This is a genomic window from Nocardioides marmoriginsengisoli (genome assembly GCF_003725695.1).
GTDB classification, from domain to species: domain Bacteria; phylum Actinomycetota; class Actinomycetes; order Propionibacteriales; family Nocardioidaceae; genus Marmoricola; species Marmoricola marmoriginsengisoli.
Window position 1 is genome coordinate 197,964 of sequence record NZ_RJSE01000009.1, and the last position, 23,570, is coordinate 221,533.

Genomic DNA, 23,570 nt, shown 5'->3' on the forward strand with positions numbered 1-23,570 from the left:
CGCCCCGGCAGGGTTTTCCGGGGGCGAGACGCCGAGGTCAGCTCGCGGCGGCCAGCCAGGCCGCGAGCCGGGCGGTGGCGTCGCGGAGCCGGCGGAAGTACGTCGTCCGCGACATGTGCAGCGCCCGCATCGCCCGCGCGTGCCCGGCCCCGGCCTCCAGGTACCCGAGCAGCAGCACGTCCCGGTGCAGCCGGGCGTCGTCGTGGTCGCCGAAGGCCTCGTCGACGGCGGTCCGGATCAGCCGCGTCAGGTACTCCGCACGGCCCGCCGGGTCAGTGCCCCGCGCCAGCGGGGAGGCCGCCAGCACCAGCGGGTCGTGGAAGGAGCGCAGCGCCTCGCGGACCGCCTCCACCTGGACCGTCTCCGCGGCCGTGCCCGAGACGGGCGTGCGGGTCGCGGCCAGGTCCACGTGCGCCTGGTGCCGGATCGCCGGGATCACCCCGGCGTCGCCGTAGTCCAGGACGTAGGTCTCGAACCGGAGGTCGCCAAAGGCGAGATCGAGCTCGCGGGCCCGGATCCCGCCGCAGTGCAACGGGTCCGGAGCGGGCGGGTTGCGGGTGACCACCCAGCGCTTGAAGTTCGGCAGCCCGCAGGCCTGGACGAGCGCGGTCAGGACGAGTGCCCGGACCTCGTCGGCGACGTCCTCGGTGACCCAGAGCTCGGTGACCGGGTTGAGCAGGGACTGGCCGGCGAGGTCGTGCTCCGTCGCCCAGTCGAGCCACCCGCGCAGCAGCCGGTCGTCGGCGAAGCCGGCCGGGACCGACTCCGGCGTGGCCCAGACGGTGAACGCGACCGGCTCCCCGGTCCCGGGCCGCCGTACGACGACGGTGTGCTCGGGCGCCTCCCGCACCCAGCGCAGCACCCAGGCGAGGTACGACGGGTCGCGATCGGCGAGCAGCACCTGGAGGAACGCGAGGTCCGATGCGGTCGCCTGCTCGACCTTCCACGGCGACGCCAGCGCCCTCGACGGGGTCACGCCGCGGTCCTGGGGCGGGGCGAGTACCTCCCGCAGGTCGATCGCCAGGTGGGCCCGGTCGGCCGCGTCGATGAGGTGGTCGATGATCCGCAGCCGCAGCGACCGTTCCAGGTCGGGGTCGATCCGGCGCAGCTGCGCGGCGATCAAGCGGCGGATCCGCTGGTGCAGGGTGACCCTGCCGCCGAGCCGCTCGGCGAACGGCAGTGCACGCAGCCAGCGCTCGGCCCGGTCGCCGTCGATGTCGGGGAGCACCGCGGCGAGCAGCCCGGCATCGACCGACGGTGCCAGCGCGGCCACCATCAGCACGGTCCGGTCCCGGTGGACGAGGTCCGGGTCGGCCAGCCGTCCGGCGGTGAGGTGGTCGAGCAGGCGGTGCTCGAGGGAGCCCAGGTCCGCGTCCGTCAAGGCGCGGCCGCTGCTCTCCCGCGCCGCGGTGGCGAGCGTCAGCGACAGCGCGTGACCGTCCGCCCAGCTCGTCACCCGGGCGACCTCGTCCGGGTCCCGGACGCCTCGCGCCGCGAGGAACGCAGCCACCGCGCCGGACTCCAGCGGTCCGATCGGCAGCACCAGCAGCGACGGCGCCCACGGCGAGGTCCACCACGCGGGTTCGACCTCGTCCCGCTGCGCCACCACGACGCGAGCGGCGACGGGCAGCCGCCCGAGGTGCTGCTCGCGGAGCAGTGCCTGGTGCAGCCCGAGCAGCTCAGCGGAATCCAGCAGGATCAGCGGCCGCGCGAGGACCGCGGCATCGGCGAACGCCTCCTCCAGACGACCCGTGTCGGCCAGCAGCTCGCGCGCGTCCAGCTCGACGACGGTGTAGCCCAGGGACGGGGCGCGCCGGGCCAGCTCCCGGAGCAGGGCGCTCTTCCCGGACCCGGCGGGCCCGGTCAGGAACACCACCCGGTGCTCCGAGGTGTTCTCCAGGAACGTCCGCAACCGGCCGAGCTCGCCCTCGCGCGCGACGAAGACCGAGGCCTCGCGCGCCGCGACGTGCTCCTGCAACCGCATGCTCGTGATCGTAAGTCCGGACGGGCGCCGGCGGCACTGGTTCGGCACTACACCGGCACCACGAACAGTGTCGGCGGGGCCGCCGTACTGACCAGGATGGGAGCGTCTGCCCCGCCTATCCGGGAGGTCCCCGTGCCCCGCTCCGCACCCGCCGCGTTCGTCGCGCTCCTGCTCGCCCTGACCTGCCTGGTCACCTCCGGTCCCAGCCAGGCCGCCCGGTCGGCCAAGCGCCCGCCTGCACCGACCGCGACCCCGGCCGTGCCGCTGCAGGGCACCACCGTCACGCTGCGTGCCAAGTTCCCGACCAAGTTCCGCCGGCCGGCGACGCTCCAGATCAACACCGGCGCCGGCTGGCGCAACGTGCAGACCAAGAAGACCCAGCGCAACGGCCGGGTCGCGTTCGCCGTCACCGTGCCCGGCAACGTGCTCTACCGCGTCCGCGCCAAGAAGGTCCGCCACCACGGCGTGAAGAAGCTGCTGATCACGCAGGCACGACGGGTGCCCGCGAAGCCGCGCGCCGAGCTGGTCACCGGCACCCCGGCCGGGAAGTCCACCGGCAAGGAGGGCGGCTCGGTCGAGCTCTCCGCCGACGCCCGGTACGTCGTGTTCATGTCCGCCGCGACCAACCTGGTGCAGGGCGTCACCGGGTACACCGAGAACAATTCCCACATCTACCTGCGCGACCGGGTAGCCAGGACGACGGTGCTCGTCGACGGCGCCTCGGCGAGCGTCGCCGGCAACGGGACCAGCTCGCACCCGGGCATCTCCCGGGACGGCCGGTACGTCACCTTCGCCTCGCTCGCCGACAACCTGGTCGACTGGGACTCGAACGACAAGCAGGACATCTTCCGCTGGGACCGCACCAACGGCACCATCATCCGCGTGACCTCGGACGCCTTCGGCGACCCGACCGACAACTCCAGCTACGACCCGGTCATCTCCGCGAACGGCAGCCGGATCGCGTACTCCACGGACGCGACCACCATCGACTCCGACGACGACAACGGGGTCAGCGACGTCTACGTCTGGGACTCGGGGACCGGCAAGTCGGAGCGGGTCAGCGAGGACGTGCTCGGCAACGACAGCAACGGAGCCAGCTACGCGCCGAGCATCTCCGCGGACGGAGCCTATGTCGGCTACCAGTCGAACGCGTCCGACCTGGTGATCGGCGACTCCAACGGGACCGCGGACGTCTACCGGCGCAACATCGCGGCCGGTACGAACGCCCGGGTCTCGGTGGCCACCTCCGGCCAGCCGAACGGCTACAGCACCCAGGCGGCGGTCTCCGCCACCGGCCGCTACGTGGCGTTCGCGTCGCAGGCGGACAACCTGGTCGCCGGCGGCAGCCCCGACAACGGCAGCACCAACGTCTTCGTCCGGGACATGACCGCCGGCACCACCGTGCTGGCCAGCCGCGACCGGGTCTCCGGGCCCACGAACGGGATGTCGTACGGCGCCACCAGCATCAGCGACGACGGCCGGCTGGTGACCTTCCCGTCGATGGCCACGGACCTGGTCGCCGGGGACACCAACGGCAAGCCCGACGGCTTCCTCTGGGACCGGAGCACCGGCAAGGTGTCGATGATCGTGCGGGACAAGCTGTGGGGACCGACGAACGGCCCGATCTTCGAGCCGGTCCTCAGCGCCGACACCAAGTGGGTCGGCTTCTACACGCAGGCGTCCGACCTGTCTCCGAGCGACACCTCGCCGGTCACCGACGGGTTCGTCTGGCGGCGCTGAACCGGCTTGCCCGCTCGGGCAGAATCGGCGCATGAGTGAGAGGACCCGGCTGCGCCGCATCCCCGAGAACGCCGTCACCGAGGTCGCCGGGCTGCATGCCGTGCTCGACGCCGCCCGGGTCGCGCACGTCGCCTTCGTGCACGACGGCGGTCCGGTGAACATCCCGACCGCGGTCGCGCGCGACGGCGACCGGCTGCTGATGCACGGCTCGACCGGGAGCCGGCTCTTCCGGACGCTGGCCGACGGCGCCGAGGTCTGCGTGACGGTGACCCTGCTCGACGGGATGGTGCTGGCCCGCTCCGCGTTCGAGTCCTCGATGAACTACCGCTCGGCGATGGTGTTCGGGGTGCCGACCGTCGTGACGGACAAGCTCGACGCGTTGCGGGTGATGACCGCGGCCTGGATGCCGGGGCGCTGGGAGACCCTGCGCGCCCCGCACGCCAAGGAGCTCGCCGCCACCATGGTCCTGGAGCTGCCGCTGGTCGAGTGGTCGGTCAAGGTGAGCGCGGGCCCGCCGGAGGACCCGCCCGAGGACCTGGACGCGCCGGTCTGGGCGGGCGTGCTGCCGATCGTGTCGTCGTACGGGGAGCCGGTGCCGGCGCCGGACCTGCGCGGGGATCCGCCGCTGCCGGCGTACTTCTCGGCCTAGGTCGAAACGGTTCGTCGAAAAGTTGTCAGATTCGGCGGCCCCGGATCGTCGTACTGGTGAGAGGCAATCACCGAGGAGGTACGGCCATGTGGGACACAGTGCAGACCAACGAGATCCCTCTGTCGCACGATCTTCCGTGCCTCCGTTGCGGGCACGAAGCGCACACCTATCTCGCGTGCAGTGACAGCTGCGACTGCATCCCGGCCGCGATGCCGGGGATGGCGGCTTGAGCAGCCGCATCACCGGATTCGGGTCAGTCGAACCCCAGTGCCTTCCGTCCGAGCACGAAGGCGCCGGCGCCGAAGAAGCCGAGCAGCGCGAAGCCCAGCGCCTGACCGCCGTCGGTGAACACCAGCGTGCCGCCCGCGAGAGCGGCGAAGAGGCACAGCGCCGCCACCACCAGCATCGGGACCTTGATCTCTCGCTTGCTCACCTCGTGAGGATTCCACACCCGGCGAGCAACCGAACGGGGGCGGCCCGATATTCGGTCGAGATGACCTGCGTCGGCGGCTAAGTTGCCGGCATGGAAGTCAGGTTCGAGCGCACCGGGACACGTCGGTACGCGGTCGCCGTCCTCCGCAGCCACCACGGTGACCTCCGGATGGACCCGGCGCCCGGTTACTCCGACCTGATTCCCCACGACCTCGTGCACCTGGTCGTCGAGGAGGAGTTCGGCCTGCGGGACGGGATCTTCGGTCAGCTCGCCGCAGGCGGAAACGCCGGAACCTTCGTGCCCACCGAGGAGCTTCGCACCAAGGCGTGGGCGCGCAGGACCGAACGGCGCAACCGGGCCACCGGCGGCGACATGGAGCGATCAGAGGCCCTGGTGGCGCAGGTCTACCCGCGCTGGCTTCGGCACAGCGGCCACCTGCCGGGCAGTCACTACGTGCTCCAGGACCCCCCGCCGACCGATCTCAGCGACACCGACCTCGACCGGGTGATCGAGCGCCTCGACGTGTTGTCCGAGGAGTGGCGCGGCGTCGGCGTCGGCACCTCGATGACGGTCCGGTGGCCCTGGTCCGAGCGCGACTAGGACGAACCGACCTGGAGCGGGAGCTCCGGGCGGCTAGCTGGGGCGGTAGTCGCGGCAGGGCTGGTTGCGCAGGATTCCGCAGGCCGGCCGCGCGGTCGGCACGCGCAGACCCGGTACGACGGGCAGCACCACGCGTGACCGCATCCTGCCCGAGTGCGCGATCGCCACCGCCGCCGGGCGCCTCGGCTGCGCTCCGGCGAAGGCCCAGATCGGCTGGTCGCCGTTGACCGCCGAGATCGTCACCCGGATCCGCGAGCCCGTCCGGTAGGCGTGGCCCTGGAAGTAGAGCGGGATCGGGATCCTGACGAACCGCTTCCGCGGCAGCGGCCTGACGTCCGCCTTGCGCATGCTGATCACCGGCTCCAGCAGCGTGCTCTGCTGCTTGAGCACGTTGTTCCTGCCCTTCGCGAGCGCCCGCATGTTGCCCCGGAGCCACCCGCTCTGCACGAAGGTCTCCTTGCCGTCCGGACTGACCTCGGTGATGGTCGCCTGGAAATCGACGTTCGGCTTCGACGAGCGCACCCAGGCATAGACCGCCCCGGCACCGAGCACGGTGGTGTCGGACCTGAGCGGACTGGTCAGGTAGGAGACCGCGGTCCCGGGCGGACGTTGCCGCCAGCTCCAGCTCCACTGCGACGCATTGCCCCAGAGTCCCCCGGTGCCGGTGCCGCCGAGGAAGTTGTTCGCCGGGACCGCCCGGGGGTTGGCGACGTATCTCTCGACCCCGCGCCGCTTCGTCGGGCGGTCGAGCAGCCGGCCCTTCGAGCCGAGGTACCACGAGCGGGCGACGGTCCCCGGGACCGGGAAGGTCGAGAACGAGTGCTCGTAGCCCGGGTACGGGTTGCCCGGCTGGGTCGCGGCGGAGAGGAGCGGCGTCTTGCCGGCGCCGTTGTCGAAGAGGACCCGGACCCGGGGCAGCTTCTCGAAGGCGGCGAGAGCGGCCGCATAGCCGCCCTTCGCCTGGATCGGATCGTGGGGAAGGGTCATCAGGTCCGAGGACGGGATGCCCAGAGCGGTCTGGAAGATCAGCGGCGCGGTCGCCTTCAGCACCACGGCGTTGATCGCCGGCGCCTGGCGCGCGACGTACAAGGAGAGGAAGTCGTACCAGCGGTTGAAGGTCTCCGGGTCGACCGAGTCGACATGCGCCCCGTTGGTGAACGTGAACCACTTCTTCTTGGTGCCGGTGAAGTGCCGCACCATCGCCGGGCAGTGCCCGCCGGTCTGCTCGTCCTGCCACTGGCAGGCCAGGAACACCGGGACCTTGATCTTGTGCACGAACGTGATCGGGTCCAGCGGGTCCGCCGACGCGGGGATGTAGTGGCTGTTCGCCTTGATCTTCGCCAGCAGGTCGATCGCCTGGCCGTGCAGGGCCTGGTTGTCCTGGCAGGTGCGGTCGCCCTTCCGGATCCGGTCGTAGGCCCACGGCTGGCCGGCCTTCGGGCCGGCCGGCAGCGCGTCGTGGACCCGCTCCTTCGCCCAGGCGAGCGCGAACCCGGTGTTGAGGATGCCGCCGGGGAACAGCGTCGTCGCGACCGAGTCGATCGTCGACAGCGGTGCGATCGCCGCCAGGTGCGGCGGGTTCGTCTGGGCCGTGAAGAGCTGGCTGATCGCGCCGTAGGAGATGCCCATCATGCCGACCTTGTGACCCTTGACCCACGGCTGCCGGGCGATCGTCTCGATGACGTCGTACCCGTCGAGGCTCTGCAGCGGCTCGAAGAAGTCGAAGGCCCCGCCCGAGCACCCGGTCCCGCGGATGCTGACGTCGACCACGGCGAAGCCCATCAGGTTCGCCAGCGTGGCGATCCCGTTCTCGGGGCCCTTCGGGATCGCGGTGCCGTAGCCGGAGTACTCGATCAGCGTCGGGTACGGCGGGGTGTAGTTGAGGTTCAGGTTCGGCAGCTCGACGCCGGCCGGGAGGCCGATGCCCAGGGACGCCGGGCTGGTCGGCGGGTGCACCGTGTACGCGAGCTTGGTCCCGTCGCGGGTGGTCAGGTAGCCGTAGCCGTTGCTGGGGATCTTCTGGTCGTAGGTCGCGGTGCTCCACGGCGTCGCCGCCTCGGAGTGCACCGTCACCTTCGCGGAGGCTCGGCCGTCGGCCGCGCGGACGCGATAGCCGGCTCCGGGCTCGACGTTGCGGAAGAGCAGGCCGCCCTGGGCGTCGGCACGCTTGCGGGCGACCTTGTGGCCGGCCTTGTCGAGCAGCGTGAAGGTCGCACCCGCGGGGAGCCCGGTGAGCCAGACCTGGCGCGCGCTCCCGTGCGCGACGATCGCTCCGGCGGCCTCGGCACGCGGTGGCGAGACCGCGAGAGCGACGGCGAGGAGACCCGCCAGCGCCAGGGCGACGCGGATCCTGGTGGTGGCCGGCACCCGCCCTGGATGTGTCACATTCGGCAGGCTACTCCCAGGTAACGGGATCCGTCACTCACCTGGTGACGAGCTGGCGACGGTGACCATCTGCTGGGTCGCGCGGGTGTAGACCACGTAGAGCGTGGCCGTCCCGGTCGGCGACTCGGTCTCGATCTCCTGCGGCTCGACGACGATGATCGCGTCGAACTCCAGGCCCTTGGTGTCCAGGCCGGTCAGGACGACGACCCGGGCGTCGTCGCCCTCGGTCATCCCGTCGGTCTCCGGCCAGCCGGCCACCCAGCCGCTCACCTCGGCCCTGCGGGCGACCGGTACGACGATGCCCACCGTGCCGGCGACGGCGTCCACCAGGTCGGCGAGGGTCCGCCGGGTCGCGCCTTCCAGGTCGGGGTCGACCAGGTGGCGGGGGTCGATCCCGGTGGAGCGGACCGCGTTCGGGAGGTCCGCCTGCAGACCCGCGCGCTGCGCGTACTCGGCGGCGAAGGCGTAGATCTCCGAGGAGTTCCGGTAGTTCGTGGAGAGGTGGAACTCGTGCAGGTCCTTCTTGCCGAGCGCCTCCGCACGGGCCCGCGCCGCCTCGGCGGGAACGGGCCAGGAGGACTGGGCCGGGTCGCCGACGATCGTCCAGGTGGCGGTGCGCCCCCGGCGGCCCACCATCCGCCACTGCATCGGCGTCAGGTCCTGGGCCTCGTCGATCAGCACGTGCGCGTAGCCGTCGTCCTCGACCCGGTTGGTCGGCGGGGTCCAGGTGCGCTGGCCGCCCCACTCGCGCTCGGTCGACAGGCTCAGCTCCTGCAGCGACGTGTCCGCCAGGCCGAGCTCGTCCTGGTCGGTGTCGTTGACCAGCGGCGGGTCCCCGAGCAGGTAGCGCAGCTCGTCGATCAGCGGGATGTCGTCGACCGAGAGGTCCTCGCTCCAGGACTTCGAGAGCAGTCGCACCGCCTCGTCGTCCAGGACGCCCTCGGCGACCCAGGTGAGCAGGTCGTAGTCGCCGAGCCAGCCCAGCACGGTCGCCGCGTCGAGGACCGGCCACCAGCTCGCCGCGAAGTCGAGGAACGCGTCGCTGGTGCGCATCTCCTCGGCGAAGTCCTCCTTGGTCCGCTCGCGGGCGCGCTCGGACTTCACCTGCCGCCAGAGGGTGTCGATCAGGGTGCTGGCGACCTTCGTGGTCGACCGGTTCCGCGGTCCCATCGAGAGCAGCTGCCGGCGGACCTGACCGAGCTCGCGCGGGCCGAGCAGCAGGACGTCGTCACGGTAGAAGACCCGGAACTCGCGCGGCGCGCCCGGCACCGACTGGCGGGACGCGCGCCGGAGCAGCTCGGCCATCGCGACCGAGCCCTTGACCTCGGCCACCCGCGGGTCGTCGCGGCGCGAGGCGCGCAGCCCGTCGACGACCTCGCCGAGCGAGCGCAGGGCGACCGCGGTCTCGCCGAGCGAGGGCAGCACCCGTTCGATGTAGCGCATGAAGACCCCGGACGGCCCGACGACCAGGACGCCACCGGTCTCGTAGCGGCGGCGGTCGCCGTACAGGAGGAAGGCGGCGCGGTGCAGCGCGACCACGGTCTTGCCGGTGCCGGGGCCGCCGGTGATCAGGACGACGCCCTTCTCCGGTGCCCGGATCGCCTGGTCCTGCTCGGCCTGGATGGTCGCGACGATCGAGTGCATCGACCGGTCGCGGGCCCGCGAGAGCTGCGCCATCAGGGCGCCCTCGCCGACGATCGGGAGGTTGCGCTCGGTGGCCTCGTCGGCCTCGGGGTCGAGCAGGTCGTCCTCGACGCCGACGACGGTCTCGCCCACGCTGCGCAGGATCCGGCGGCGGATCACGCCCTGCGGCTCGGCCGGCGTGGCTTGGTAGAAGACTGCCGAGGCCGGCGCACGCCAGTCGATCAGCAGGATGTCGTGGTTGCCGTCGCGCAGACCGATCCGGCCGACGTACCGGGGCTCGTCGTCGATCTCGTCGCGCATGTCGAGGCGACCGAAGACCAGGCCCTCGTGGGCGGCGTCGAGGGTAGCGATCCGCTTCGCCGCCTGGAAGAGCATGGCGTCCCGTTCGACCAGACCGCCCTCGTGGCCGAGCTGGCCGCGGGCGCGCCCCTCCGCGGCGAGCTGCTCCGCAGACCGGGCCGAGTCCGCGAGCTGGCGGTAGACCGTGTCGACGAACTCCTGCTCGCTGGCGATCTCGCGAGCGGCGACGTCATCGTTCAACTTCGCTGGTCCTTCGGAACGGAAACGGGGAGTCGTCAACTCTACCCGTTCTGTCGTCAATGGCAGGCGGTTGTCCCGGAATCGCGCACCTTGCCCGCCGTGTCCACGAACTGCCACGAGTAGCTGGTCGGGCGCAGCGTCATCCGCAGCACCCCGAACGGCTTGGAGATGAAGCGCTGGGAGCCGGGGACGGTCGTCCCCTTCCGGTAGTGATTCTTGCCGCCGGCGCCGGAGACGAACTGCCGGATCCCCGCGGCCGACGCCCGCCCGGCCGGGTCCATCGGCGCGAACCGTTCGTAGTCGTGGTCGTGCCCGGAGAGCGCGACGTCGACCTGGTGCCGGTAGGCGATCGCCCAGAACGAGCGCATGAACGCCGAGCTGCCGTGCTCACCGCCCGAGGAGAACCGCGGGTGGTGGCCGGCGATCAGGGCGCACCTGGACGGGTGCGCGGACAGCTCGCGCTCCAACCAGGCCCGCTGCCGGGCGCAGTCGACCTTGGTGCAGTTGGTGTTCAGGAAGTACAGCTGCCACCCGTTCAGCGAGCGCCGGTAGTAGCCGGGCGCTCCCGGCTGGCGGTACTTGAAGTAGCGGTAGTAGCCGGCGGCGCCGCGGGTGTGGTACTCGTGGTTGCCGGCGACCGGGTAGGTGATCGAGCGCTGCTTGCCCCACGACTTGGCGTAGCTGCCGAGGAACTGGCGGTAGGTGCCGTCGGGGTACTGCAGATCGCCGAGCGCCAGCACCCGGGTCGGCCGCAGCTTCCTCGAGATCGCCGCGGTCGCCGCCTGCTGGCACTTGGTGGCGGTGACCTTCGATCCCGGCGCGCAGGCGATGTCGCCGACCGCGACGATGGTGGCCGCCGGGGTGGCCGTCGGGGCTGCCGCCGGCTTCGCCGTGCGCCGCGGTTCCGCCTGGGCGCTCTGGACGGAGCCGATCAGGGCGAGGGCGAGCAGGAGACCGAGAGTGCGTCGCATGGACTTACCGTACGACGAACCTCTAAGCCAGGTCGTGGATGAAGTCGCCGAGCTGGACGAGGTTCCGGCACTCGATCATCTTCACGACCTTCTCGTAGTCGCGGGCTCCCGAGTCACCGGTGTTCCAGTGCCGCGGCGACTCCGGGTTCAACCACCACGCGTGCCGCGACTCCTTCACCATCTGCTGGAGCACGTCGATGCCGAGGTCGGAGTAGTTGGACCTGGCGTCGCCGAGGATCAGCAGGTTCGTCTTCGGCCCGAGCGCGTCCGCGTGCAGCTCGGTGAACCGGGTGAACGCCCGGCCGTAGTTGGTGCGGCCCCAGAGGCTCGCGTACTGGGCGCTCGCCGCCAGTGACGCCATCGTCTCGATCGGGTCGGCTCCCGGATGGAACCGGTCGCTGACCTCGTGGATCTCGTCGACGAACGTGAACGCGCGGACCCGGTTGAACTGCTCGCGCAGCGCGAAGACCAGCATCAGGGTGAAGTTCGCGAAGTTCGCCACCGAGCCGCTGACGTCGCAGAGCACCACCAGGTCGCTCCGGCTCGGCCGCCGCGGCCGGTGGTGGGTGTCCAGCGGGACGCCGCCGGAGGAGACCGAGGCCCGCACCGTACGGCGGAAGTCCAGCGGCCCGCGCTGCCGGGAGGCCTTGTGCTTGTTCAGCCGGGTCGCCAGCCGGCGGGCCAGCGGGCCGATCTCACGACGCATCTCCTCCAGGTCGGCCTTGCGCGCGGAGGTGAAGTCGATCTGGTCGATGCTCTTGCGGACGGTGTACTTGGCGACGTGCTCGGGACCGCGGACCTCGGCCGCGCGGCGGCGTACCTCGGCATCGACCATCTCGGAGAACACCGCCACCTGCGCCTCGACCAGGCGGCGCATCGTCGGGTCCTCGTCCAGGTCGGCGAGCAGGCCCTGGAGCACCCGGTCGACCAGCTCGCCGGGCGAGACCCGGTTCATCACGTTGTACGACGACCAGCGCTGCTCCCCCTCGGCGCGCCCGCGGATCAGCCCGAACCGCTGGACGGCCTCGCGGGCCATCGTCTGCAGGGCGTCCGGGTCGCCGAGCCCGAGGGCGTTGACCAGGTCGTCGCGGAAGGCGGCCAGGTCGGCGGGGCCGTCGCCGAGTCCCTGCGCACCTTCTGGCATCTCGGCAGGCTCGTTGTCCGGATCGGCATCCGGGTCAACGGGCTTGGTGGGGTCGCCGACGAGGGCCGGGAAGTACAGGTCGAAGACGTGGTCGAAGCCGGCCCGGTGCGGTTGCCGCTTCACCAGGGTGGCGGCGTACGCAGCCCGGACGCCCTCGCGGTCGTGGAGGCCCAGGGTCAGGACCGCGTCGGCGGCGTCCAGACCCTCGGAGAGCGAGACCGGGAGGCCGGCGCTGCGGAGGGCCTCCACGAACGCGATGTGCCGGTCCAGCAGGGTCATGACCGTGCCCTAGGCCTGACGGAGCTTCAGCTCGCGCACCGCGCGGTCGATGTCGCTGGAGTGCTTGAGGACCACGCCGAGGGTCGCATCGATCGTCGCCTGGTCCAGCGTCCCGGTGCCGAGCGCCACCAGGGTGCGGGCCCAGTCGACGGACTCGGCGATCGACGGCGCCTTGCGCAGCTCGAGGGCGCGCAGCCGGGTCACCGTGTCGACGATCTCGCGGGCCAGCTTCTCCTCGATGCCGGGGACCTGGCCGACCAGGATCGCGTGCTCGCGCTCGGCGTCCGGGTAGTCGATGTGCAGGTAGAGGCAGCGCCGGCGGACCGCCTCGGAGAGCTCGCGGGTCGCGTTCGAGGTGAGCAGCACCATCGGGCGGCGGGTGGCCGTGATGGTGCCGAGCTCGGGGATGGTCACCTGGAAGTCGCTGAGCACCTCGAGCAGCAGGCCCTCGACCTCGACGTCGGTCTTGTCGACCTCGTCGATCAGCAGCACCGTGGAGGTCTCCTTGCGGATCGCGGTCAGCAGCGGCCGCGACAGCAGAAACTCCTCGGTGAAGATGTCGTCGTGGGTCTCCGACCAGGTTTGGTCGTCGCCCTGCGACGCCTGGATCCGGAGCAGCTGCTTCTTGTAGTTCCACTCGTACAGCGCGCGGGCCTCGTCCAGGCCCTCGTAGCACTGCAGCCGGATCAGCTCGGCCCCGGTGGACCTCGCGATCGCCTTGGCCAGCTCGGTCTTGCCGACACCGGCCGGGCCCTCGACCAGCAGCGGCTTCTCCAGCGCACCCGCGAGGTACGTCGTGGTCGCCGTCGCCTGGTCGGCCAGGTAACCGGAGCCGGAAAGCTTCTTCTCGGCATCCGCCGCGGAGTCGAACCAAGTCACCCCGACATCATGCCCTGGGCGGCCCGCTGCCGCTCACCCGACCTGGTCGTCCTCGGCCGGGGTGACCGCCAGCGACAGGTAGCCGGCGAGCAGGTCCTCGATGGTCCGTTCCAGGGACTCCCCGAGGGTGCCGACGACGGCACCCATGGCGAGTTCGCGGAAACGGGTCAGCGTGGCGACCAGCTCGCCGACCTCCGCGACACTAGGGTCGGTGACGTTGAGGAACCGGTCGCCGACCTGGCGGACGGCCTCGTTGACCAGTGCCCGGGAGATGTCGTCGACCGCCATCGCGACCTCGCTGTGCAGCTTGATCAGGGCGGTCGTCGGCATCCCGAAGCCGCGCATCTCGGCGAACGAGCGCAGCAGCTCGGGTCGGCGTACCAGCGCCTTGGCGCCCTTCACCTCGATCAGTCCGGCGTCGATGTAGAGCTGCAGGGACTCCTTGTCGAGGGTGAGCTCGCGGACCTGCGCCAGGGTCATCGTCACCGGGGCGTCCTCGAGGCGAGGCGGCACCAGGGCGCTCTCCAGGCCGAGGACGTCGGCCAGGTCCCGGCCGCTCTCCCACGCGGTCAGCATCTCGGTGATGTGCCCGCTGGTGTAGCCGCGCTCCAGCATCGAGGTGATGATCTTGAGCCGGGAGAGGTGGCTGTCGTCGAAGATCGCCACCCGTCCCTCGCGCCGCGGCGGGTGCAGCAGGCCGCGCTCCTGGTAGGCGCGGATGTTGCGGACCGTGACGTTGCTGGCCCGGGCCAGGTCGTCGATCCGGTAGGTCTCCCGCGCCGGGCGCTCCTCGCGCACCCGGCCCAGGGAGAGCAGCTGGCGGACCGCGGCGTCGACCGCGGCGCGCGGGTTCCGGGCGAGCTGCCGCTGACCACGACGCAGCGACTCGAGGACGGTCTCGATCGCGGGGATGTTCAGGGACGGCGCGGCCATCTCAGACCGCCGTCAGGTCGCGACCAGGCTCTGTCGAGCTCGCGTTCCAGAGGCGCTGGGCGGCCGCGGAGGAGACCTCGTAGTCGCGGATCCGGAAGTCCTGCATCTGACGAAGATACTGGGTCGCGAATCCGGGATACATCGAGGCGTTGAAGCCGTCCGCGGTCAGGTACCAGCTGGCGCAGCCGGACATCCAGGTGGTGCTGCGCAACCGCTTCTGCATGCTCACGTTGTAGGCGTCCTGGACCTCCTTCTTCACGTCGAGCCAGCGCAGATCCTGCTCGACGATCGTGCGGATGCCGGCGACGGCGTACTCGATCTGGCCCTGCACGTAGACCAGCAGCGAGTTGTGCCCCGGACCGGAGTTCGGGCCGCAGGTGAAGAACAGGTTCGGGTAGCCGTGCGCGCTGGCGCTCTTGTACGCCTGCGGGTGGCCCGACCACTCGTCCTGGAGCGACTGGCCGTCCAGTCCGGTGACCGGGTACGGCGGCCCCTCCAGGTGCACGTCGTACCCGGTGGCGAAGACGATCGCGTCGACCTCGTGCTGGAGGCCGTCGCTGGTCTGGATGCCGCCGGGGGTGATGGTGGCGATCGGCCAGGTGATCAGCTTGCAGTTGTCCTGCTGGAGCGCCGGGTAGTAGTCGCTGGACATCAGCATCCGTTTGCAGCCGGCCCGGAAGTCCGGGGTCAGCTGCCGGCGCAGCCACTTGTCCTTGACCGTGAGCCGGAGGTGCAGCTTGCCGGCCTGCTGGATCAGCGAGGTCACCGGGGTGTCCCAGACCAGGCCGGTGGCTGCCGCCTCGTGGGCCAGGAAGAGTGCTGTTCTGGCAGCCTGCTGGGCGGCCGGGACGCGCGCGAAGACGGCCTTCGCGACGGCCGGGGTCTCGAAGTCGACGCGCGGCATCACCCAGCCCGCGGTGCGCTGGAACACCTTGACCGAGCCGGCGGTCTTCACCAGCTCGGGGATGATCTGCACGGCGCTGGCACCCGTCCCGATCACGGCGACGTTCTTGCCGGCGAAGTCGTAGTCGTGGTCCCAGCGGGCGCTGAGGATCTTGGCGCCCTGGTAGTCCTCGATGCCGCGGATGCCCGGCAGGCTCGCGTCCGAGAGCGGGCCCGAGGCGACCACGACGGTGCGGGCGTAGAACTTCCGACGCCCGGCGCTCACCACCCAGTGGGCCTCCTTCTTGTCGAACGCCAGCCTGGTCACCTCGGTGTTGAACCGGATGTCCTTGACCAGGTCGAACCGCTCGGCCAGCTCCTCGATGTGCGCGTGGATCTCCGCGCTCGGGGAGTAGGTGCGCGACCAGCCCGGGTTCTTCGCGAACGAGAACGAGTAGAGCTGGCTCGGGATGTCGCAGGCGGCGCCCGGGTAGGTGGCGTCGCGCCAGGTGCCGCCGACCCGGTCGGCGCGCTCCAGGATCACCAGGTCCTCGATCCCGGACTCGCGGAGCTTGATCGCCGTCCCGAGACCGGTGAAGCCGGCGCCGATCACCAGCGCGGTGTGCACCGCCGGACGTCGAGCTCGTCGAGACGCGCTCATGCGGCGTTCATGCCCTTCTTCACGCCCTTGGTCGTCGGCTCGTGGGTGAGCTCCTTGAACCAGGTCGGGATCGGCCGGAAGAGCGCGCGCGGGTAGTACTCCGACACCTTCACCATCGTGTTCGCGACCAGGTGGTACGGGTGCTTCGGGTCGACCACCATCGCGGCGTGCACCCGGAGCACCTGGAAGAGCGGCACCCGATGGGTGAACTCACCGCGGTTGCCGAGCTTCTCGAAGCGCTCCATCGCCCGGTACAGCTTCTCCGGCTGCAGGCCCATCCCGACCAGGTTGTTGCGCATCCGGTTGAGCAGCGGCACGTACATCAGCGCGCCGATGATCAGGCCCGGCGTCGCGACGTTGGCGACGAAGTCGATCGCCAGCTTGCGGGCCTTGGCGTGCCCGATCAGGTCGAGCACCTCGAAGTCCACGGCGATGTGCCGGGACTCGTCGTTGTTGATCTTCTCGAAGACCTGGTGGCAGACCGGGTCGTGCACCTCCTCGAGCAGGAACTTCAGCAGCGCCCCGTCCAGGGCCACCTCGAGCATCGGGATCACCGTGCCGAGCACCGAGAGCGGCATGTCGTCGGCGTAGGTGTCCAGCCACTCGATCGCCATCCGGATGTTCACGCTCGGCTCGGGCACCTCGCCGTCCTCGAGCATCCCCCAGCGCTTCATCAGCGCCAGCTCGGCGTTGGCGTGCCGCTGCTCCTCGGCGTGGAAGTACCGGTAGATCTCCGCAATCGTCGGCGTCGGCGCCTTCTTCGCCATCGCCGCGAAGCCGCGGGCGCCGACGTTCTCGATCCAGCAGAGGTCGGCCATGAAGGCCTTCAGCTTGGGCCGGAACTCGTCGGAGATCGTCTCCGCCCCGGGTGCCGTCCAGTCGATGTCGGCCAGCGCCCATTGCCGGTCCTTGATCTTCTGGAGCATCTCGTCCATGTCCATGCGCTTCGTCGGGGTCATGTCAGTTGCCTTCCTGCGTAGGTGCGGGCATCTCGACGAGCTCGATGTCCGAGCCGGCCGGCAGCGAGTCGTCCCCGCCGAGCGGGCCGTACCGCTCGAGCAGGCCGACGACCCGGGTGTAGGTGTGCGGGATCGTGCGCTTGATCTGCCAGCCGATCTTCGCGTCGACCTGCGGCATCACGTACAGGCCGCCGCGGTCGTGGGAGTCCAGGCAGATCCGGGCGACCTTGTCCGGCGACATCCCGAACTGCATCAGCCGGCTGGCGGCCGCGGACGCCTTGGCGTTGATCCGCCCGGACTCGACGATGCCGGTCTTCACGAAGGTCGGGCAGAGCACGCTGACCTTGACGCCGGTCCCGACCAGCTCGGCCGCCAGGGTCTCGCTGAGCGAGAGCACCCCCGCCTTGCTGACGTTGTACGCCGCCATCCGCGGCGCGGCGCCGAAGCTCGCCGCCGAGGCGACGTTGATGATCCCGCCCGGCTGCCCGTGCTCGGCCGCCCGGCGCAGCATCGGGGCGAAGACGTGGCAGCCGTTGATCGGGCCCCACAGGTTGATGCCGAGGGTCCACTCCCAGTCCTCGATCGGGACGTCGCCGATGACGTTGCCGCCGGCGCCGACCCCGGCGTTGTTGACCACCAGGGTCGGGGTCCCCTCGAACCAGCGGCAGGCTTCGGCGGCGAGCTCCTGGACGCTCTCGAGCTTCGCGACGTCGCAGTGCACGGCGACCGCGGTGCCGCCGTTGTCCTCGATCGCGGTGACGGTCCGCTGCGCGCCGACCAGGTCGATGTCGCTGACCACGACCTGGCCGCCGCGTCGGGCCAGCTCGAGGGCGAAGGAGCGGCCGATCCCGCTGGCGGCACCGGTCACGACCGCGCGGGCGTTCCTGCTGACCTTGCTCATGCGGTCACCTCGTGGTCGTTGCCGGCAGTCGCCGCCGCCCGCGCCTGGAGCGTGGTCACCAGGAACCTTGCTGCGCGGCGGAGGGCTCGGTCCGCTTCGGGGACCATCCGGTTCGCGGCCTGGAAGACGTGCATCTGGCCGGGCCAGACCTCCAGCCGTACGTCGGTCCCGGAGGTGGCGAGCATGTCGGCGATGTGGTGGGCGTCGGCGGCCAGGAACTCAGCGCCGCCGGCTTGGATCAGGGTCGGCGGGAGCACCTCGCCCGGCGCGACGACGTGGGTGAGCCGGGGGTGCAGCGGATCGGTGTCGAGGAGGTAGTGCGCGAACAGCTTCCGGACGCCCTCCGCGGAGATCATCGGATCCGGGATCGCCTGCTCGCGCTCGGCGATCAGGGTGCAGGTGACGTCGGCCAGCGGCGAGAACATCACCAGGCCGGCCGGGAGCTCGCGGCCCGCGCGGAGCAGGACGAGCGCGAGGTCGAGGGTGAGGTGTCCACCGGCGGAGTCGCCCGCGACGACCACCTGGTCCGGTCGCCACCCTTGGGCCAGCAGCCAGTCGTAGGCGCGCTCGACGTCCTCAGGAGCGGCCGGGAACGGGTGCTCCGGGGCGAGCCGGTACTCGGCGCTGAAGACCGTCACCCGGGACTCCTTGGCCAGCCGGCTGACCAGCGGGCGGTGCGTCCTGGTCGAGCAGAGGGCGTACCCGCTGCCGTGGAGGTAGAGGATCACCATTCCCGGCCGCGGGGTGGCGGGCCGGACCCACTCCCCCTTGATCCGCCCGAACGACTCGGTGGTCGAGTCGACCGGGACCACCTCGACCCCGGCGGGCGTCGTGCCGGCACCGGCCATCAGCGTGGCGAGGACGCGCCGGGTGACCTTGACGCCGAGCTCGCCGTCAGGGACGACGTGCTCGAGCGGGCGGATGGTGCGGCGGGTCGCCCAGTGCGCGAAGCGTGCCCGGGCCGACGGCGGGTGCGGGGTGTACGGCGGAGGCGTCGTTGTCGTCACCATTCGATGACACCATCAACTGTGCCATTGGTCAATGGTTACATTGGCGTGTCGGCCAGCAGCGCGGTCGCCGCCGCGCCCAGCTCGCCGGCCTCCGCCGCCGCCCGGATCTTCTTCTGGTTCGGCTTCGAGAGCCGCCCGAAGCGGGCGAACAACCGGTGCTGGGCCGTCGGGCTGAGCCGTTCGAAGGCCACCTTCGCCGCATCCCAGTCACCGCCTCCGGCGATCTCGGCGAAGAGACCGTCCAGGATCGCGTCCGGCAACGTGTCGACCACCCGGTCGATCTGGTCGCTCCACTCCAGCAAGGGCACGATCACCAGCAGGTCGTGCGCCGACGCGACCCCGAGGGCGGCGTGCAGGATCGGCTCGGTGACGACGTCGACGAACCGGGCCATCCCGGCGTACTCGCTGCGGCTGAAGAGCTCCTCGGCGATCCCGGCGGCGGTGTCGAGCGGGACCGCCGCGACGATCCTCCCCATCCGGCTCGGGTCCAGCGCCATCGCGAGGTCGGCGAGCTCCGCGGCGGTCAACGAGGTGGCGATCTCGGCGACCTGCCGCTCCGGGAGCTCGGCGATCACCTTGTCCAGGTTGTCGTTCCACTCCAGCAGCGGCACCACGGCCAGCAGGTCGTGCGGGGTCGCGACGTTCAGCGCGGCGACTAGCGCATCGACCGTGACCGTACCGACGAACTCGGCCATCACGGCGTACTCCCGGCGGGCGAAGAGCTCCTGGGCGACCTTGCCGATCGGCTCCGGCGGCAGCTTCTGCACGACCGGCCGGGACCGCACCGGGTCGAGCGCGAGCGCGATCTCGGCGAGGTAGGCGATCGAGACGCGGCCGATCAGGTCCCGGGCCTTCGCCGGGTCGAGGTTCTCCGAGACCCGGGCCGCCATCACCGGGGGCAGGAACTTCTCGGCGAGCACGCCGGCCAGCGGTCCGGGGATGGTCTTGGAGAGCCCGGCGACCCGCGCGAACCGCTTCTGCCCCTCGGCGAAGAGGGTCCTGCTGATCTGGTCGTGCAGGATCCGCAGGTCGGCGTCCGGAACGCCGTCGAGCCCGTGGATCTCCCCCGGATCGAGCCGGAGCAACCGGGCGATCCGGCCGACCTGCGGACTGATCGTCTGCACCGGGGCCTTCGCGACGGCCATCAGAGCACGGCCTTCTTGACGATCCCGCGGACGGCGAACGGGACGCCGGCGATCGCCGTCCGCACGGACTCCTCGGTCTCGGCCTGGCCGCGCTTCTTGGCCGCGGCGATCTGCTCGGCCAGCCGGGACAGGGTCGCTGCCGGAAGCGCACTCACCGACTCCGGCGGGGACGCTCCCAGGACGGCGGCGAGATCGGCATCAGGCTTCACGGGACTCCCTTTACGTTGCCATCGGCTGGTGGCAGCGTCGCGGACGGAGGAGTCCCCGTCAAGCACCTTCGTCAGTCCAGCGGCCTCAGCTCGTCGGCGTACGAGAGCGAGAGGCGGCGCAGCACGCCGGCGTCGTTGACGGCGTACTGGCCCATCCGCCAGAGCGGTGGCGAGTAGGCGTGCACGGAGACCGACCCCTGCACGGCTCCGTTGAGCCGGTGGATGTGGTCGGGCGCGAACGAGAACACCGTCCCAGCCGGCACCCGACGCTCCCGAGCGCCGTCGGTGAGGGTCAGGGCGCTCTCGACGAGCTCGCCCTCGACCACCGCGACCGCGCCCGCGGAGATGTCGTGGTCGTGCCAGCCGGTGTCGTTCTCGGGCGTCCAGCAGAGCAGCCAGACGTCGACGTGCGAGTCCCGGTGCAGGGAGACGTAGACCCGGTCCTCGCTGTCGAAGGCGACCAGGCGCCGCCACGCCTCGGGGTCGGCGGCGATCCGGGCGACGAGCGCCTCGAGCTCCGGCTGGGTGAGGTCGCGGCCCGGCAGACCGGCCAGGGCGGCGAGCGGCTCCAGGGTTGCGGCGCCCATCAGCTCGCCACCGCCCAGCTCTGGTCGTACGCCGGCGCTGGCTCGATCAGCCGGCGCGGGTTCCGGACCCGGAGCGCGTGGGTGGCCGCATCACCGAGGAACTCCGCGACCGGGGCGCCGTACGGGCGGTCGCTGCCGAGCACCAGCGCATCGATGCCGAGGACCCGCACCAACGCGTCCAGAGCGCGCGGGCCGTAGCTGGAGGTGTCCACGAAGACGTTCGGGTCGACCGGTCGATCGGTCCCGCCCCGGACGATCTGCCGCTCCTGGTGCACCGGGGCGAGCCCGGCGCCGGCCGCGAAGACGATCCGGAGGTCGCGGAAGAGCGACCGGCCGTCCACGGCCTGCCATCCCCACCAGGCCGCGTTCAGCTGCGCGACGTAGCCGACGACCGGGTGCCACCAGTCCGGCACCCGGGCCTGCTGCGGGCGATGCTCCTGCGGACCGGGGTGGATCATCACCGGCTTGCCGGCGACCTCCGCCGCGAGCAGCAGCCCGGCGACCCGCTCCCACGCCGCCGGCGAGGAGACCGCGTTGGCGGGGAGCTGCAGGCCGACGAACCTGTCCTCCGCGAGCAGCGTGTGCAGCGCGGCGACGTCGGGCTCCTCGGACGGGACCGACGCCCAGGCCCGGAAATGGTCCGGCAGCTCGCGAACGCCGCGGTGCCAGGCATCGATCAGCAGGGCGGCCTGCGGGCGCGGAAGGTCTTCGATCCCCAGCGGCGCGGAGAGGCTGAGGCACGCCGTACCGACCTCCGCTTCGTGGTCAGCGGCGATCCGCCGGGTGACGTCGTGTGCGCCGGGGTCCACCTCGTACGGCGGTTCCGCTGCGGTGTGCAGCGTCCAGCCGCGGAGGTACGGGACCTGGGTGCGGGCGCGAAGACGGTCGACGAACTCGTCGGTCCACAAGTGCTGGTGGACGTCGATCGCGAGGTTCTGCTCCTGGGGCATCTGACTCAGCCTCCTCTCATACTCTAGTAAGTGAGTAGACTTTATCAGATAAAGATCGTCAGTCCAAGCAGAACTCGTTGCCCTCGGGGTCGGCCAGCACCAGGTGACCGGCGCCCATCGGCGGCTCCGGCTCGAAGCGTCGTACCCGGGTGGCGCCCAAGGCAACGAGGCGCTCGCACTCGGCCTCCAGGGCCGCCATCCGCTCGTCGCCGACCAGCCCCGGTGCGGCCCGGACGTCGAGGTGGACCCGGTTCTTGGCGACCTTGTCCTCCGGCACCTGCTGGAAGAAGACCCGCGGGCCGTCGCCGTCCGGGTCCTCGATCGCGGACCGGGAATTGCGCTGCTCCTCGGGGACGCCGATCCGGGCCAGGAACTCGTCCCAGGCGGCCAGCGGGTCGGCACCGGGCGGGAGCTCCACCCCGGGCGGAGGCGGGTGGACGTAGCCGAGCACGTCGCGCCAGAACGACGACAGCGCGCGAGGGTCGTGGGCGTCGAAGGTGACCTGCAGGTGCTTGCTCATGGACTCAGCCTGGCACCGGCCACCGACAGGACCGGCTACTTGTCGTTGAGCCCGATCACCTCGGACACCAGGTCGAAGGTGCCGGCGTCGTTGACCAGGACGTCGCCCACGAAGTCGATGTTGACGATGTTCACCTGCGGGCGCGCGATGTCGCCCTTGCGGATGTACTCCACCAGGCCGGGCGTGACCGCGAGGTGCTTGACGTACGGCGAGACCGCCCAGGACATGAACTTCCAGGGCAGGTTGGTCTGCAGGTTCCAGAGACCACCGGTCCGGTGGTACTCGCCGTACTTCTCGTAGATGTCGTCGGCGCTCGGGATGATCACGTCCCAGTCGAGGTAGACGCCCTGGAAGTCCGCGACCCGGCCGTAGTGGTTCGTGCCCTCCGGGATCGACTCCCAGGGAGCGACGAAGATCCGCGCCTCGTCGGGCCCGAGCTCGGGGCTGTCCTTCTCGGAGTACCGGACGAACTCGCCGGAGAGCTTGTTGATGTCGAAGTACCAGCTCGTGGTGGCGCCCCACCCGTAGACCAGCAGGTTCGCGCCTTCCTTCTTGAGCGAATTCGGAGTGACGTTGACGATGTCGATCTTCTGGCCGCCGGCGTCGAGGTAGTTCTTGTGGTGGGCGTGCACCCGGTTGAACAACAGCTGCCAGGCGGCCTTGTACGGGTCCGCCATCCCGGCCACCCCCGGGGTGTTGTCGACCAGGAGCGTGACCAGCACGAACTCCTCGGGATGCTCGTCCAGGAACGTCCCGAGCTGCTCGACGACGTGGTCGAAGCGGACGTCGGTCCAGTCGCTGCCGTGGTACATGTACCAGGTGCCGTCCTTGGCCTGCGCGGTGCGCAGGTCGAGGACCCGGGCCCCGGCGAGCAGCTGGGCGAGGACGTCGACCCGCTGGGTGCGGCTGGTGAGGTCCCCGGCCGCGCGGGAGATCTCGTAGGACCCGGAGTCGTGGCTCCCCGGGATCGCGATCTGGGTCAGGTTGCGATCGCCGATGGTGGCGTTGCGGTCCTTGATCCAGCTCGGGTGCTTGCCGACCGCGAAGCTGGCCACGGACTCGAACTTGAACAGGATCCGGGCCTCGCTCCCGTCCTTGTAGTAGGCGAGGTAGTACCAGTTGTCGTACGACGACACCGCCGCCCCGGCCGGGTCGATCGAGCTGATCCGGCTGATCGAGAACAGGCTGGGGTCGTCCCACAGCGTCTGGGTGATCGGGTAGCCGGTGTCCGGGCTCCCCGCGGTCCAGTAGAGGTAGAACCCCTTCTGGCCGTCGCCGTTGAGCATCCTCCCGTCCGAGGACAGGTAGCGCGGGCGCTTCGCCAGCTCCTCCTGATAGGTCTTCTCGTCGGTGGCGTCGCCCTTCGAGATGTCGAGCACCCACCGGACCTGGGCAGCGTTCGCCGGCGGGGCACCGTCCTCGGCGCCGCCCACGTGCCGGGCGTAGTCGTCGGCGCCGTTGCCCGCCTGGACGCCCAACCAGCCCAGCCACTGCGCCGGTCCTTCGTCGTACGTCGAGTAGAGCTTGACGTAGCTGGCCTCGCCGTAGTGCCAATCCGCTGCCAT

21 protein-coding genes are annotated in these 23,570 nt (G+C 70.9%); 3 read left to right on the forward strand and 18 right to left on the reverse strand.

What is annotated here, in order from left to right; genetic code table 11:
* Positions 1-37: 37 nt before the first annotated feature.
* Positions 38-1,984 (reverse strand): AAA family ATPase, encoded by a 1,947-nt coding sequence (locus EFK50_RS19625; RefSeq protein ID WP_123229281.1) that lies wholly within the window; start codon positions 1,982-1,984, stop codon positions 38-40.
* Between the two features lie 132 nt (positions 1,985-2,116).
* Here EFK50_RS19625 and EFK50_RS19630 point away from each other — a divergent pair, with 132 nt between their 5' ends.
* Together EFK50_RS19630 and EFK50_RS19635 are read left to right on the forward strand one after the other, a co-directional pair.
* Positions 2,117-3,724, forward strand: a complete 1,608-nt coding sequence (locus tag EFK50_RS19630; RefSeq protein WP_183407927.1) for a TolB family protein — start codon at positions 2,117-2,119, stop codon at positions 3,722-3,724.
* 31 nt (positions 3,725-3,755) lie between these two features.
* The gene (locus EFK50_RS19635; RefSeq protein WP_123229283.1) at positions 3,756-4,373 is read left to right on the forward strand and encodes a pyridoxamine 5'-phosphate oxidase family protein; all 618 of its coding nucleotides are present in this window, start codon (positions 3,756-3,758) and stop codon (positions 4,371-4,373) included.
* Positions 4,374-4,626: 253 nt separating this feature from the next.
* On the opposite strand, the gene EFK50_RS19640 is transcribed toward EFK50_RS19635, so the two are convergent.
* The gene (locus tag EFK50_RS19640; RefSeq protein WP_123229284.1) at positions 4,627-4,806 is read right to left on the reverse strand and encodes a hypothetical protein; all 180 of its coding nucleotides are present in this window, start codon (positions 4,804-4,806) and stop codon (positions 4,627-4,629) included.
* 90 nt (positions 4,807-4,896) lie between these two features.
* Between EFK50_RS19640 and EFK50_RS19645 the strand changes: the two genes are divergently transcribed.
* A complete protein-coding gene (locus EFK50_RS19645; protein ID WP_123229285.1) occupies positions 4,897-5,406 on the forward strand; it encodes a hypothetical protein in 510 nt (169 codons plus the stop codon).
* Between the two features lie 33 nt (positions 5,407-5,439).
* Here EFK50_RS19645 and EFK50_RS19650 read toward each other — a convergent pair whose 3' ends face one another.
* The 16 genes from EFK50_RS19650 to EFK50_RS19725 all read right to left on the reverse strand — a co-directional run bounded on the left by EFK50_RS19650 (position 5,440) and on the right by EFK50_RS19725 (position 23,570).
* Entirely contained in the window at positions 5,440-7,791 is a 2,352-nt protein-coding gene (locus EFK50_RS19650) for a CocE/NonD family hydrolase (RefSeq protein WP_123229286.1), read from the reverse strand.
* A 33-nt stretch (positions 7,792-7,824) separates the two neighbouring features.
* Positions 7,825-9,975 (reverse strand): HelD family protein, encoded by a 2,151-nt coding sequence (locus EFK50_RS19655; protein WP_123229287.1) that lies wholly within the window; start codon positions 9,973-9,975, stop codon positions 7,825-7,827.
* Positions 9,976-10,031: 56 nt separating this feature from the next.
* The gene (locus tag EFK50_RS19660; RefSeq protein WP_123229288.1) at positions 10,032-10,946 is read right to left on the reverse strand and encodes a metallophosphoesterase family protein; all 915 of its coding nucleotides are present in this window, start codon (positions 10,944-10,946) and stop codon (positions 10,032-10,034) included.
* 22 nt (positions 10,947-10,968) lie between these two features.
* Positions 10,969-12,369: a vWA domain-containing protein gene (locus tag EFK50_RS19665; protein WP_123229289.1), complete on the reverse strand. Its 1,401-nt coding sequence runs from the start codon at positions 12,367-12,369 to the stop codon at positions 10,969-10,971.
* Between the two features lie 9 nt (positions 12,370-12,378).
* Complete coding sequence (locus EFK50_RS19670; protein ID WP_123229290.1) at positions 12,379-13,248, reverse strand: AAA family ATPase; 870 nt, start codon at positions 13,246-13,248, stop codon at positions 12,379-12,381.
* Between the two features lie 33 nt (positions 13,249-13,281).
* On the reverse strand, positions 13,282-14,181 hold the full coding sequence (locus EFK50_RS19675) for a MerR family transcriptional regulator (RefSeq protein WP_123229291.1): 900 nt from the start codon (positions 14,179-14,181) through the stop codon (positions 13,282-13,284).
* 1 nt (position 14,182) lies between these two features.
* On the reverse strand, positions 14,183-15,724 hold the full coding sequence (locus tag EFK50_RS19680) for a flavin-containing monooxygenase (RefSeq protein WP_123229292.1): 1,542 nt from the start codon (positions 15,722-15,724) through the stop codon (positions 14,183-14,185).
* Positions 15,721-16,683, reverse strand: coding sequence for a ferritin-like domain-containing protein (locus EFK50_RS19685; protein ID WP_183407928.1), 963 nt, complete (start codon positions 16,681-16,683; stop codon positions 15,721-15,723). The genes EFK50_RS19680 and EFK50_RS19685 overlap by 4 nt, the downstream gene beginning before the upstream one ends.
* Before the next feature lies 1 nt (position 16,684).
* The gene (locus EFK50_RS19690) at positions 16,685-17,584 is read right to left on the reverse strand and encodes an SDR family NAD(P)-dependent oxidoreductase (RefSeq protein WP_123229293.1); all 900 of its coding nucleotides are present in this window, start codon (positions 17,582-17,584) and stop codon (positions 16,685-16,687) included.
* Entirely contained in the window at positions 17,581-18,594 is a 1,014-nt protein-coding gene (locus EFK50_RS19695; RefSeq protein ID WP_123229294.1) for an alpha/beta hydrolase, read from the reverse strand. The genes EFK50_RS19690 and EFK50_RS19695 overlap by 4 nt, the downstream gene beginning before the upstream one ends.
* A gap of 35 nt (positions 18,595-18,629) precedes the next feature.
* Positions 18,630-19,739 carry a hypothetical protein gene (locus EFK50_RS19700; protein WP_123229295.1) on the reverse strand — a complete coding sequence of 370 codons (1,110 nt, stop codon included), beginning with the start codon at positions 19,737-19,739 and terminating at the stop codon, positions 18,630-18,632.
* Positions 19,739-19,948 (reverse strand): hypothetical protein, encoded by a 210-nt coding sequence (locus tag EFK50_RS19705; protein WP_123229296.1) that lies wholly within the window; start codon positions 19,946-19,948, stop codon positions 19,739-19,741. The genes EFK50_RS19700 and EFK50_RS19705 overlap by 1 nt, the downstream gene beginning before the upstream one ends.
* Positions 19,949-20,019: 71 nt before the next feature.
* Positions 20,020-20,535 carry a cysteine dioxygenase gene (locus EFK50_RS19710; RefSeq protein WP_123229297.1) on the reverse strand — a complete coding sequence of 172 codons (516 nt, stop codon included), beginning with the start codon at positions 20,533-20,535 and terminating at the stop codon, positions 20,020-20,022.
* A complete protein-coding gene (locus EFK50_RS19715; protein ID WP_123229298.1) occupies positions 20,535-21,485 on the reverse strand; it encodes an amidohydrolase family protein in 951 nt (316 codons plus the stop codon). The genes EFK50_RS19710 and EFK50_RS19715 overlap by 1 nt, the downstream gene beginning before the upstream one ends.
* Positions 21,486-21,543: 58 nt before the next feature.
* Positions 21,544-22,005 carry a VOC family protein gene (locus EFK50_RS19720; protein WP_123229299.1) on the reverse strand — a complete coding sequence of 154 codons (462 nt, stop codon included), beginning with the start codon at positions 22,003-22,005 and terminating at the stop codon, positions 21,544-21,546.
* Positions 22,006-22,040: 35 nt separating this feature from the next.
* Positions 22,041-23,570 (reverse strand): phosphatidylinositol-specific phospholipase C domain-containing protein, encoded by a 1,530-nt coding sequence (locus tag EFK50_RS19725; RefSeq protein ID WP_123229300.1) that lies wholly within the window; start codon positions 23,568-23,570, stop codon positions 22,041-22,043.